General features: G+C 51.9%; 12 protein-coding genes. 8 read left to right on the top strand and 4 right to left on the bottom strand.

Annotated features, from left to right (window positions below; all coding sequences use genetic code 11):
- The first annotated feature begins 73 nt into the window (after nt 1-73).
- Nucleotides 74-646: an elongation factor P-like protein YeiP gene (yeiP, locus tag EPIR_RS11335; RefSeq protein WP_023655542.1), complete on the top strand. Its 573-nt coding sequence runs from the start codon at nt 74-76 to the stop codon at nt 644-646.
- Nucleotides 647-707: 61 nt separating this feature from the next.
- Here yeiP and EPIR_RS11340 read toward each other — a convergent pair whose 3' ends face one another.
- Entirely contained in the window at nt 708-1025 is a 318-nt protein-coding gene (locus tag EPIR_RS11340; protein ID WP_048697391.1) for a hypothetical protein, read from the bottom strand.
- Nucleotides 1026-1408: 383 nt separating this feature from the next.
- Between EPIR_RS11340 and EPIR_RS11345 the strand changes: the two genes are divergently transcribed.
- The 7 genes from EPIR_RS11345 to yejF all read left to right on the top strand — a co-directional run bounded on the left by EPIR_RS11345 (nt 1409) and on the right by yejF (nt 10680).
- Nucleotides 1409-2116, top strand: coding sequence for a phosphatase PAP2 family protein (locus tag EPIR_RS11345; protein WP_023655544.1), 708 nt, complete (start codon nt 1409-1411; stop codon nt 2114-2116).
- A gap of 479 nt (nt 2117-2595) precedes the next feature.
- Nucleotides 2596-3168, top strand: coding sequence for a bifunctional murein DD-endopeptidase/murein LD-carboxypeptidase (gene mepS / locus EPIR_RS11350; RefSeq protein ID WP_023655545.1), 573 nt, complete (start codon nt 2596-2598; stop codon nt 3166-3168).
- A 286-nt stretch (nt 3169-3454) separates the two neighbouring features.
- On the top strand, nt 3455-5077 hold the full coding sequence (locus EPIR_RS11355) for a cyclic di-GMP phosphodiesterase (RefSeq protein ID WP_023655546.1): 1623 nt from the start codon (nt 3455-3457) through the stop codon (nt 5075-5077).
- A gap of 75 nt (nt 5078-5152) precedes the next feature.
- Complete coding sequence (locus tag EPIR_RS11360) at nt 5153-6970, top strand: extracellular solute-binding protein (protein WP_023655547.1); 1818 nt, start codon at nt 5153-5155, stop codon at nt 6968-6970.
- A 2-nt stretch (nt 6971-6972) separates the two neighbouring features.
- Entirely contained in the window at nt 6973-8067 is a 1095-nt protein-coding gene (locus tag EPIR_RS11365) for a microcin C ABC transporter permease YejB (RefSeq protein WP_023655548.1), read from the top strand.
- On the top strand, nt 8064-9089 hold the full coding sequence (locus EPIR_RS11370; protein WP_023655549.1) for an ABC transporter permease: 1026 nt from the start codon (nt 8064-8066) through the stop codon (nt 9087-9089). The genes EPIR_RS11365 and EPIR_RS11370 overlap by 4 nt, the downstream gene beginning before the upstream one ends.
- 1 nt (nt 9090) lies before the next feature.
- On the top strand, nt 9091-10680 hold the full coding sequence (yejF, locus tag EPIR_RS11375; RefSeq protein ID WP_023655550.1) for a microcin C ABC transporter ATP-binding protein YejF: 1590 nt from the start codon (nt 9091-9093) through the stop codon (nt 10678-10680).
- Here yejF and EPIR_RS11380 read toward each other — a convergent pair.
- The 3 genes from EPIR_RS11380 to rsuA form a co-directional block, all read right to left on the bottom strand.
- Complete coding sequence (locus tag EPIR_RS11380; RefSeq protein ID WP_023655551.1) at nt 10675-11028, bottom strand: YejG family protein; 354 nt, start codon at nt 11026-11028, stop codon at nt 10675-10677. The two genes, yejF and EPIR_RS11380, sit on opposite strands and share 6 nt — an antisense overlap.
- A 360-nt stretch (nt 11029-11388) precedes the next feature.
- A complete protein-coding gene (locus EPIR_RS11385) occupies nt 11389-12588 on the bottom strand; it encodes a Bcr/CflA family multidrug efflux MFS transporter (protein ID WP_023655552.1) in 1200 nt (399 codons plus the stop codon).
- A gap of 23 nt (nt 12589-12611) precedes the next feature.
- Entirely contained in the window at nt 12612-13316 is a 705-nt protein-coding gene (gene rsuA / locus EPIR_RS11390) for a 16S rRNA pseudouridine(516) synthase RsuA (RefSeq protein WP_048697518.1), read from the bottom strand.
- Nucleotides 13317-13388 lie beyond the last annotated feature (72 nt).

A 13388-nucleotide genomic window follows, 5' to 3' on the forward strand; every position in this document is an offset into this window, starting at 1 on the left:
CTTGCCTGGCGACGCGTGCGCGAGTAACGTGTCGCGATGGATTGTTCCCTTATCTACCCGCGAGACCTGTTTTATGCCAAGAGCTAACGAAATTAAAAAGGGCATGGCCGTCAACCTTAACGGCAAGTTGCTGTTAGTGAAAGATATTGACGTTCAAAGTCCGAGCGCCAGAGGCGCGTCTACGCTGTACAAAATGCGCTTTACCGATATTCGAACCGGGCTGAAGGTCGAAGAGCGTTTTAAAGGCGACGAGATCATCGACACCATTTCTCTCAGCCGCCGTCAGGTGACCTTCTCTTACATTGATGGTGACGAGTACGTGTTTATGGATGATGAGGACTATACGCCGTATAACTTCAAGCGTGAGCAGATTGAAGATGAACTGCTGTTCCTGCCAGAAGGGGGCATTCCGGGGATTCAGGTTTTAACGATGGATGGACAAATTCTGGCACTGGAACTGCCCCAGACGGTAGATATGGTCATTGTTGAAACGACTCCAGGGATAAAAGGGGCTTCAGCCAGCGCACGCACCAAACCCGCCGCCATGAGCACCGGGCTGGTGATACAGGTGCCTGAATATCTCAGTAACGGGGATAAAATCCGCATTCATATTCCGGAACGTCGTTATATGAGCCGCGCTGACTAGTGAAGAGTAAAGGCGCCATCATGCGATGGTGCCAGAATACGTCCGGATAATCCGCAAGGTATTATTGATAGTTGATAGTGACCGTACCGCGCCGATGCTGGTCATCCAGCCAGGATATTCGCGCATTGCCGACATTATTAGGCAAGTTTTGCCATAACGTGTTGTCCAGTGCCAACGTTTTTATATTTTGCTGACCGGCCTTAGTACAGGAAACATCTACTTGTTTCTGCTGTATATCCGTGTCACAAAGCGTTTCGACCACGGCTCCTACAAAGGTAATCGTTCCGGAAGAATTTCCTGTTTGGCGACTCCCCGCCAGTGATATGCTCGTCCATGAGGCGAATAACATGATGGCCAAAGCCGCTAATATGTTCTTCATGCTAACCCCATTTTTTTCAAACCAGTGATAGATAAATCTGTACTGATGTCAGAGCGGATAAGAATAATTGTCCTGTAACAACTTATCTTAGCACTGAAACCCAGCCGGACTTTTTCACTACAACGAGCCTGTAGCGCCACTGATTATCGGCGCTAGAAAGCACAACTTTAAACACCAGACTACTGCCCATACGTTGCGCAAGCGGGCAGAAAAGGTCGCGAGGGCTTATGTTGCAGGCCAACGATAAGCCCCAGGCAAGGCAATTTAAACAACCCAACGCACGCCAGAGAAAATGAAGTGTTTTGCCAAATCCTCAGTGCATTCTTAGTTTATAATCCCGCGCATTATTCACTTGCCGCTTGTTATGAAGATCCCTTACAGATATGACTTTTAAACGCTTATTACTGATCCTGCTGCTAAATGTGCTCGGCTTAGTGCTGTTTTTTTCCTGGTACCTGCCGACCGAGCATGGACAGTGGTTTATCATTGATAAAACACTCTTCTATTGGTTTAACCAACACATCCTCACCAGCCAGACGCTGCTGTGGCTGGTGGCAATCACCAATTTCCGAGCCTTCGACGGCGTTTCGCTGCTGGCAATGGGGGGGCTCTATCTTTGGTTCTGGCAAAGAGAAACGCCAGAAGGACGCCGCAGGATGTTCGCCATCGGCATCACCATGCTTATCAGCGCCGTTGGTTTAAACCAACTCGGCCATCTGATCCCGGTTTCACACCCCAGCCCTACCCTGGTTTTCCCGCAGGTGAACCACGTTGCACAGCTCACCGGCATTCCCACCAAAGATTCTTCCGCTGACAGCTTCCCCGGCGACCACGGATTAATGCTGATTGTTTTCGCCAGCTTTATGCTGCGCTATTTCACTCGTGGCGCATTTGCCGTCGCGGCGCTCATTGTGCTGGTCTTTGCCATGCCGCGCGTGATGATTGGTGCACACTGGTTCACCGATATTGCCGTGGGTTCCGTCTCAATTGCGTTAGTTGGTATGAGCTGGTGGTTGCTAACCCCGGCCAGTGATTATCTGGTGAACTGGCTATATCGCCATTTACCGGGGAAATATAAACCGGTGCAATAAACTAACGACAGCAGGCACAATTGTGTTTACCGCCCGCTGTCACCTTTACCTTCATCTACGTCAAACGCAGCCCCCGTCTGTCAGAGGTAATATATGGTCTGCCCAGTACCTAACCACCGGTCTTCCTTAACAGACTGATTTTTCCGGGATTGGTCATCACCGCAACAAATTTGCTCGGGCCAAACAGAGCGCACTGCTTCCTGGGCTGTTATCACCAATTAATTCATGGCGATCTCACGGAAAAAACCTCTAAGAAAGTACTTAAAAGCTCTCGCCATGTGGCCTGTAATCGGGTAACCTCGAATTCGGTGAGACAATAGGCGTTAAATTATTTCGGTAACTTACATTTTGAATTGTGCCTATTAACACTTTTTAACGCTTTCCGAATTGTCTAACCACTATGTACTCATTTAATCTCGTTTTGTTTCGCACCTTTCTAGCGACTCCGTCGTTAAGGACTTCAAGGGATCACACACACAATGGTCACGTCTCAACCTGTTCTGAGATATATCCTGCGGGCTCTCCCCGCCGTTGCATTAGCAGCACTGTTGTCAGCATGTAGTTCGAACAGCGGACATAACGTACAAACTGATACTCATGCAGTTAAAAGCCAAAATGGTTTTTTACTGCAAGCGTCTCAGGATGAGTTCGAACAAATGGTTCAGAACGTGGATATTAAATCCCGCCTGATGGATCAATATGCCAGCTGGAAAGGTGTACGTTATCGTCTCGGCGGCACCAGTAAGCGTGGCATTGACTGTTCTGCATTTGTCCAAACCACTTTCCGCGACCAGTTCGGTCTTGAACTGCCTCGCTCGACCTCGCAGCAGAAGGATACCGGCAAAAGTATCCAGCGCACTAAGCTGCGCCCCGGTGATTTAGTGGTGTTCCATGCAGGTTCCACCGGGCGTCATATTGGTATTTATCTTACTAATGACAACTTTGTTCACGCGTCTACCAGCAGCGGCGTGATGATCTCCAATCTGAATGACTCTTATTGGAAAAGCCGTTTTCGTGAAGCTCGCCGGGTACTGAGCCGAACGCAAAGTTGATTTAAGCCCCTTGAGTTCGGTGAAACAGAGATAATAAACGCTGCCTTCGGCAGCGTTTAATTTATAGATTTTTGTTGTTTTGTCACTCCCCACGCCGCGCATTCGTCTGACGGCACGATTTACCTTCTCCTCATCACACCGGATATTCCTTATGTAAGAGAAGATTAAAGGTGTTGAAATATTTCAATAAGTTAGAGACAAACCCCTCTCGCCGTTATATCCTCGTTAACTGACGCTCGCGAAAGCAGTTTGCTCCGATACAGGCTAAAACGAGAGAGATAACGATATGCTATTATCTAGCACCGTCAGACGGTTTAGCACCCAGCAGCGCAGAGTTGTGTTGCTGAGCGCGATTATTAGCTTTATCTCATTTCTCCTTTTTATCTTCATCTCCATCGTCGTCACCTGTCATCAACGCAGCGAAGCTCAAAACCAACTGATTAGCCAGACTCAAAGTTACGTCATTCATATAATGGATGAACTCAAACAAATCCTGCTCCCTTTACAAGCGGGCACTTTTGTCCACTGCGACCAGGTACGTGACAATCTGGCTGAACAGGCGGCATCGACTCCCAATATCCGCTACATTCTGCTGGTCAATAACAACATTGCTTTCTGCTCTTCGGCAACCGGCCCGATGAACGTGGATATCCATCAAATATCCCCTTTTACCAATGACAATAAAGCGATGGATATTCGTCTGGTTTACGGCACGCCGATGCTGCGAGGTAAACCGGCTATGGTTTTGTGGCTGAAAAACACTAACGTGCCCGACAGCGGGATCCTGACTACCCTTAATTTAAATATGACTCCGTACCTGCTGCTGGCGTCGCGGCAAGGCGAAAATACCGGTATGGCCATAGTGACCGGGGATAGAGCCATCACGACATGGAATGAACAGGTGATGAGCATCCGCGCGCTGCCGCCAAATCCGCTACGGCGTATTGCGATCCCCGGTTATCCAATGACGCTGTACTTTTACGGTGACATACTGACTAAGCGCGACCTGCATATCATTATACTGGCCGGCCTGTTGCTAGGAATTGTGATTGCCTGCGGCTGCTACCTGATTTTCAGGCTGCAACTGCGCCCGGGTAAAGAAATTATTCAGGGGATCAGACGCGGAGAGTTTCACATCGAATACCAGCCTATTATCGCAACCAGCAGCGGTACGGCATACGGGCTTGAAGCCCTGTTGCGCTGGGTTCATCCAACCGAGGGTCGTGTGCCAGCCGATGCATTTATCAGCTATGCTGAAGGGCAAAACTTGATTGTGCCTCTCACACGCCATCTGTTTACCCTGATTGCCCGTGATGCTCATCAGCTGTGCAAGGTGGTGCCAGTCGGGACTAAATTAGGGCTTAATCTCTCGCCCATTCACCTGCTCAACCCAGACTTTCGTAAAGACGTGTGTCAATGGCTGGCAATGATGCCCGTCGGCCATTTTGAGTATGTTTTTGAAATTACTGAACGTAGTATGGTTTCGGAAAGCAACGCCGATGAAATGTTTGACTGGATACATGAACAAAATATCAAAATTGCCATTGATGACTTTGGGACCGGTCATAGCGCCCTGCTCTATCTGGAAAAGTTTCATTTTGATTATCTCAAGATAGATCGCGGTTTCGTACAGAGTATAGGTATGAAGACGGTGACTTCTCCGGTGCTTGAAACGGTACTTACGTTGGCGAAAGAGCTGAAATTGAAAACCGTTGCGGAGGGGGTCGAAACCAGTGCGCAGGCACAATGGTTAATTAATCGCGGTGTCACCCATCTGCAAGGATACTTTTACAGCCGCCCCCTCAGCGTCCCACAGCTCGCTAAATACTTCAGTGAGTCACAGGCAGCTTCTGCATGCTGTGCAGACAGAGGGCCATCATCTCTGTCAAATCAGGTAAATAACTTTTAAGATCATCTACTCGCCAGCGCAATGTTATCGGCTGGCCCTTAACGCGAATTCGTCAATGCCTGGAGCCGTCAGACCATGACCGTGCGTATTGCAGCTCTTATCTTACTCATTCTGTCCGCCAGCGGTTCCCGGGCGGAAAAAATCATTCAAAGCGACAGCTTTACCCAGCTTGGTACGCCAAAATACCAGACTGGGTTCACCCACTTTGATTATACCAATCCGGCGGCACCTAAAGGCGGCGCGGTGACGCTCTCCGCAATAGGGACTTTCGATAACTTTAACCGTGCGGCAATGCGCGGTAACCCCGGCATCGGTACGGACATGCTGTATGACCGTCTGTTTGTCTCATCTGATGATGAGACAGGTAGCTTGTATCCGCTGATCGCGACATCTGCCCGTTACCCGGACAACTATCGCTGGGTAGAAATCACCCTTAATTCGCAGGCCCGCTTTCACGACGGATCTCCGATTACCGCTGAAGATGTCACCTTCACCTTTAATATGTTCATGACTCAGGGCGTCCCTCAGTTCCGCGTGAACTATAAAGGCGTGACGGCTAAAACGGTCTCTCCACGGATAGTGCGTTTTGATCTGCCGAGCTCCGATCGTGACATGATACTGTCGCTGCTCTCCTCGTCGGTATATCCGCAAAGTTTTTGGAAGGACCATAATCTTGCAGACCCACTGTCTGCTCCCCCACCATCAAGTGGGCCCTGGCGGATTAGCGCCTGGAAAATGGGACAGTCAATCACCTATACGCGTGTAAAGAACTATTGGGCGGCCAACCTCCCGGTGAATAAAGGCCGCTATAACTTTGACAGCATCCGCTACGACTACTATCTCGATGATAACGTTGCCTTTGAAGCATTTAAGACGGGAGCCTTCGATTACCGCAGCGAAGGTTCCACCAAAAAATGGGCCACCCAGTATACCGGCAGCAATTTCGCTAACGGGCATATCGTCAAAGCCGAGCAGCCCAACTCCGTTGCCACAGATACTCGATGGCTGGCGTTTAATATCCAAAAAAACCAGTTTACCGACAGACGCGTGCGTGAAGCGTTCTCATTGCTGTTTGATTTCGAGTGGATGAACAAAGCGCTCTTTTATAACGCCTATAAACGCGTGGACAGCTATTTTCAGAATACAGAATATGCGGCGCGCGATTATCCCGATGCGAAAGAGCTGGCCGTTCTGGCGCCGTTAAAAGGTCAGTATCCGGCGGAAGTGCTCGACAAAATTTATCAGCCGCCTAAGACTGAGGGTTCAGGCTACGATCGTGAAAAGCTGCTACAGGCGCTGGATCTGTTGAAACAGGCAGGATGGGCGCTGAAAAATCAGCGGCTGGTTAATCTGAAAAGCGGTCAGCCATTTCGCTTCGAACTGTTGTTGCCCAGTGGGGGCAGCACTTCGTGGGTGCTTCCCTTCCAGCATAATCTCGCACGCATCGGCATCACGATGGATCTGCGTCAGGTGGACAGCTCACAGTATCTGGCGCGCCTGCGCAAACGCGACTTCGATATGACACCAACGCGTTATCTCCCTTTCGCCACCCCCGATACTAACTTAAAGATTGTCTGGGCATCGGCCTATATTAATTCGACGTGGAATACCCCAGGCGTATCCAGTCCACTGGTCGATAATCTGATCGAGCAAATCGCTCAGCATCAGGGTGATAAAAACGCGTTATTGACGCTTGGCCGGGTTCTTGACCGCGTGCTGTTGTGGAATAACTATATGATCCCGCTGTGGTACACCGCTAACGATCGCTACGCCTACTGGAATAAGTTTTCCATGCCGGATATACGGCCAACCTATGCACAAGGTATTGATAACTGGTGGTTTGATGTCAATAAAGCCGCACGGTTGTCGGCGCAACGTCGTAAAGGAGACTGACTGTGGGTGCTTATTTAATTCGTCGCTTATTACTGGTCATTCCAACGCTGTGGGCAATTATTACCATTAACTTTTTTATTGTGCAGGTCGCGCCCGGAGGGCCGGTAGACCAGGCGCTGGCCAACATCCAGTTCGGTCAAAATACCGGGCTAGCGGGCAGTGGCGGCGAAAGTCCGGCGCACGGTCGTAGCGCCCTGAACGCCCAGCAGGGCGACAGCCAGTACCGGGGATCGCGCGGGCTTGACCCGGAAGTGATTGCTGAGATAACCAAACGCTATGGCTTCGATAAACCGCTGCATGAGCGCTACTTTACTATGCTGTGGAATTACCTGCGTTTTGACTTTGGCGACAGCCTGTTTCGCAGCAGTTCAGTCATCCAGCTGATCAAAGAAAGCCTGCCGGTGTCGGTTTCACTGGGGCTGTGGAGCACGCTGATTATTTACCTGGTTTCCATCCCGTTGGGGATCAAAAAAGCGGTACGTAACGGCAGCGCCTTTGATATCTGGAGCAGCACGCTGATTATTATCGGCTACGCGATCCCGGCATTCCTGTTCGCCAATATCTTGATCGTGATATTTGCTGGCAGCAGCTATCTGGACTGGTTCCCCCTGCGCGGATTGACCTCCCCGCAATTCGACAGCCTACCCTGGTACGGCAAAATAACCGACTATCTGTGGCATATCTGCCTGCCGGTGCTGGCCACCACCATCGGCGGCTTTGCCACCTTGACGATGTTGACTAAGAATTCGTTTATGGATGAAGTGCGTAAACAGTACGTGGTGACCGCACGCGCCAAAGGGCTGGACGAAAAGAAAATCCTCTATCGTCACGTCTTTCGTAACGCCATGCTGCTGGTGATCGCCGGTTTCCCGGCCACCTTTATCAGCATGTTTTTCAGCGGCTCGCTACTGATCGAAGTGATATTCTCACTGAACGGCTTGGGATTACTGGGTTACGACGCCACTATTCAGCGCGATTATCCGGTCATGTTCGCCACGCTGTATATTTTCACCCTGGTGGGTCTGCTGCTGAATATCCTGAGCGACATGACTTATACGCTGGTCGATCCCCGCATTGATTTTGAGGGCCGTCAATGAGCCGTTTAAACCCGATTAATCAGGCGCGCTGGGCGCGATTTAAACATAACCGTCGCGGTTACTGGTCCCTGTGGATCTTTGCCGTGCTGTTTATTCTCTGCCTCGGCGCAGAGCTTCTGGCCAATGACAAACCGCTGGTGATGCGCTATCAGGGGAGCACCTGGTTCCCACTGCTGGTGAACTATCAGGAGAGTGACTTCGGCGGCCCGCTGGCAACGCCTGCGGATTATCAGGACCCCTGGCTACAATCGCGTCTCGCACAGAACGGGTGGGCTATCTGGGCCCCCATCCGCTTCAGCGATGACACGATTAACTTTGCTACCCGCACCGCCTTCCCTTCCCCGCCTTCCACACAAAACTGGCTGGGTACCGACGATAACGGGGGCGATGTGCTGGCGCGTATTCTTTACGGTACGCGTATCTCACTGCTGTTCGGCCTGATGCTAACCCTCTCCTCCAGCGTGATTGGTGTCTTTGCCGGGGCGGTGCAGGGCTACTTTGGTGGCCGTGTGGATCTGTGGGGGCAGCGTTTTATTGAGGTGTGGTCAGGCACGCCGACGCTATTCTTAATTATCCTGCTTTCCAGCGTGATCCAGCCCGGTTTCTGGTGGCTGTTGGCCATCACCCTGCTCTTTGGTTGGATGAGCCTGGTCGGCGTGGTGCGCGCCGAATTTCTGCGCACGCGCAATTTTGATTATATTCGCGCCGCACAGGCGATGGGCGTGAGTGACTGGCGCATTATTTCCCGCCATATGTTGCCGAATGCAATGGTAGCCACCCTGACGTATCTGCCGTTTATTCTTTGCGGTTCCATCACCACCCTGACGTCGCTGGACTTTCTTGGCTTTGGGCTGCCGCTGGGTTCACCTTCACTCGGTGAGCTACTACTACAGGGCAAAAATAATCTACAGGCACCCTGGCTGGGTCTGAGCGCTTTCTTCACGCTGGCGATCCTGCTGTCGCTGTTAATCTTTATTGGTGAAGCGGTACGCGACGCCTTTGACCCGAGCAAGGTGAATTGATATGGCACTTCTGACTATTCAGGATCTTAGCATCGCTTTCCGCCAACAGGGAGAGCAGCGCCAGGTGGTTGACGGGCTGTCACTGTCGGTGGATGCCGGAGAAACGCTTGCACTGGTCGGTGAGTCTGGTAGTGGTAAAAGCGTGACCGCCCTGTCGGTAATGCGCCTGCTGCCAACGCCTCCGGTGGTTTATCCGCAAGGTGATATTTTGTTCGCCGGGCAGAGCGTGCTGCACGCCGATGAGCGCACTCTGCGCGGGCTACGTGGCAATCGCATGGCGATGATCTTCCAGGAACCGATGGTGTCACTGAATCCGCTGCACAATATTGAGAAGCAGCTGTATGAAGTACTGTCTCTGCATCGTGGAATGCGGCGTGAAGCGGCGCGCGGTGAGATGCTGAACTGCCTGGAGCGGGTTGGCATCCGTCAGGCAGCAAAACGCCTGAATGATTATCCACATCAACTCTCCGGCGGAGAACGGCAGCGCGTGATGATTGCCATGGCCTTGCTGACACAGCCTGACCTGCTGATTGCCGATGAACCCACCACCGCGCTGGATGTTACCGTGCAGGCACAGATCCTCACCCTGCTCAAAGAGCTGAAGCAGGAGCTGAATATGGGGCTGCTATTTATCACTCATAACCTGAATATCGTGCGCAAAATCGCCGATAACGTTACCGTTATGCGCCACGGCCGGGCGGTGGAACAAAATGCCACCCGGCTGCTGTTCAGCGCCCCGCAGCATAGCTGGACCCGACAGCTGTTGAATTCCGAGCCGGAAGGTTATCCCGATCCGGCTGACGAGCAGGCAGCGCCCCTGCTACGCGTTGAAAACTTGCAGGTCGCTTTTCCCATCAGGCAAGGGCTGATGAAACGCACCGTGGGCTTCCATCATGCGCTTAAATCACTCAGTTTTACGCTGCACCCGGGGGAAAGCCTCGGGCTGGTGGGTGAATCCGGTTCCGGTAAAAGTACCACCGGCCTGGCACTGCTGCGCCTTATCCGCTCACAGGGTGAGATCTGGTTCAATGACTCACCGCTGCACCTGTGGGGCCGAAAACAACTGCTGCCCGTGCGTCGACAGATCCAGGTGGTGTTTCAGGATCCTAATTCTGCGCTTAATCCCCGTCTGAACGCGTTGCAGATTATCGCCGAGGGCCTACAGGTGCACCATCCGCAGCTGAATGCCGCCGAGCGTGAAGCGCAGGTGATTACCGCTATGGAAGAAGTCGGACTCGATCCGGCAACACGACAGCGCTATCCCTCTGAGTTCTCCGGGGGGCAGCGACAGCGTATTGCCATTGCCAGGGCGCTCATTCTACAGCCGCAGTTAATTATTCTGGATGAACCCACCTCATCCCTTGACCGCACTGTGCAGAAACAGATCCTGGCCCTGCTGAAAAAACTCCAGCAGCAACACAGGTTGGCCTATATACTTATCAGCCACGACCTGCAGGTGGTTCGCTCATTGTGTCATCAGGTTGTCGTGCTACGTCAGGGGGAAGTGGTGGAGCAGGGGCGGAGCGAAACGATATTTAATGCGGCCAGCCAGCGCTACACACAAGAGCTACTGGCACTGGCCTGGTCATAACCGGGCCGGACGCTCAGATAAGAACGGTTCGGCAATACCCACACCAAAATTCTTCAGACGGCAGGTGGTCGCGCTTTCATCGGCGCGATGAACAAACAGGCAAGGCTCCCCTTCCCATTCGACCACTGAACACATCAGCTGGATTTCTGCCAGCGTTGCTTCAATTTTCTGCATGATCTCCCATGCACCCGCACCATTGTGACTAAGCAAACGCAAGCCAATAAGATCGTCATCACTGTTCAGCCGGTTGAGCGCCAGAGGCTCAAGGGCCAGGCCCACATGGCCAGTACACCAACGATAACTTTGCGGTAAACGATGTACCACTGAATTTTGCAGCGTATTTAACATAGTTCCCCCAGAGCAAATTTTAAACAATAATTTCACAAATGATTCACAAGGTAAATCGTCAATTAGGTAAAAGAATTTAACCAACTGACCGGCAACGATTTTTTATTTTTTCTTTTACCTGTTCAGCGAATAAAAGTAGCCTGAAGCTGTTTATTTGTGAGATATATCTCATTAATTGGGTATTCTTACCGCGAACGGCTGAGGATAACAACCATAAATGCTGCAAATGAGCTACTTTTTTGCAGGCTGTCGCATACAGAAAATTAACATTCCGGAGTAATTACGCGCGTATTCTGGTTAAAATCCAGGCGAAAGGCGATATATACGGGTGCTTTTATGTGAGAGTCAGGATTGGGCAGCTTACGCCGATGGAGTAGTAACCGGACGAGAAGCATACAAAAATAGACATATCGATAGCGTGGAGCAGATAAAGATAGCGCCGATCATCGGCCAGGCGCTGATAAAGTCGATAGTGGACAGTATCGCGCCGACCAGTGCCCCAACGCCAAAACGTAGGGTACCTGCCAGTGACGACGCCGTACCTGCCATATGCGGGAACTCTTCCAGAATCACCGCCATCGCGTTTGAGGATACCATCGCCACACAGCCAATAAACAGCGCCACGCCAAACACCAGCGGAAGAAAACCGAGGTTCAGCGCACTGACCACCACCAGCCAGATGCCCATGCCAAACTGTATCAGCAGACCCAAACGGCACATCACTACCGGGCCGAAACGGCGCACGCAACGGCTATTGAGCAGCGTCATCAGGAATAAAAACACGATATTCAGGGCAAAATAGTAACCAAAATCCTGCGGGGAGATGTGGTTCAGCTCAATATAAACAAACGGCCCGCTATTAATAAAAGCAAACAGTCCGGCAAAGGAGAAGCCGCTCGCCAGCATGTAGCTGAATACCCGCTTATGACGAAACAGCGAGAGGAAATTATGCAGAGTGGTGCGCAAGCTGAACTTTTGTCGTTTTTCCTTTGGCAACGTCTCTTTAATCTGAGTCACCACCAGCAGCGTGGTAATAATCGCCGCCGCAGAGATAATCCAGAAAATAGCGTGCCAGCTCCAGATCAGTAGCACCCAGCCGCCAACAATCGGGGCCAACAGCGGTGCGACGGTGGTGACCAGCAGCACAAAGGACATCATGCGGGAAAACTCTTCCTTCGAGTAGCTGTCGCGCATCAGAGCGCTGATCACCACGCTACCCGCCGCTGCCGACAGGCCGTGCAGAAAGCGCATATGGATCAGCTGGTCGATGGTTTGCGCCAGGGCGCAGGCAGCCGCCGCGATGGCGAACAGAAAGCTACCCAGCGCAATGACCGGCTTGCGGCCAAAGCTGTCGGCCAGCGGGCCATAAATCAACTGCCCGAGGGAAAAGCCGAGGATATACAGGTTCAGCGTCATCTGGACGCTGCCCGCAGACACCGAGAACTCCCGCGCGATCTGCGGTAAAGCCGGCAGATACATATCGATTGACAGCGGCATTAACATCGCCAGCAGACCAAGGATCACCACCAGCCCAGTGGAAGAGTTCTTTTCCTTTGCCACTTCAGTCATTCGCCCCTGCTTTTTTAGCGCACCAGCCCAACGCTGGCAATTTCTTCATCGCTTAACGGGCGATATTCGCCTGGCTGCATCCCGGCATCGAGCCGAATGGCACCGATACGTTCACGGTGCAGCGCCACCACGCGATTTCCTACTGCGGCAAACATTCGTTTTACTTGGTGATAGCGCCCTTCGCTGATGGTCAGGCGCACCAGATTCGGTTCGATCACTTCCAGCGCTGCCGGTTTGGTCAGCGTTTTTTCATTATGCAGCTGAACGCCGTCGGCAAACTGCTGCGCGGTATCGTCACCAACAGGCGATTCCAGCGTGACCAGATAGGTTTTCTCGCAGTGATGGCGCGGGGAGGTAATACGGTGCGACCACTGACCATCGTCGGTCATCAGCACCAGTCCGGTGGTATCGATGTCCAGACGACCGGCTGCGTGAAGCCGGTAGGCACTCGGCTCTTCCAGGAAGTACAGTATCGTTGGATGATCCGGATCGTCAGTTGAACAGACGTAACCCACCGGCTTGTTAAGCATAAAGTAGCGCGGCCCCAACTGCTGTTGCAGCGCGTTACCGTCATATTCTACCGCGCTGTCGGCGCTTAATTTATATGAGCCATCGCGCACCACCTCACCATCGACGGTGACTTTTTTTGCGCGTAGTTCGCGCGCGGCGATGGCACGGCTGAATTCCAGCTGCTGGGATAGAAATTTATCAAGTCGCATTAACTCTGCACTGCCTGTAATTGGTTTGAAGTAAAAACTGACACCAAACATAGGATGATGGGACACATAGCG

The sequence above is a fragment of the Erwinia piriflorinigrans CFBP 5888 genome (assembly GCF_001050515.1).
In the GTDB taxonomy this organism is placed as follows: domain Bacteria; phylum Pseudomonadota; class Gammaproteobacteria; order Enterobacterales; family Enterobacteriaceae; genus Erwinia; species Erwinia piriflorinigrans.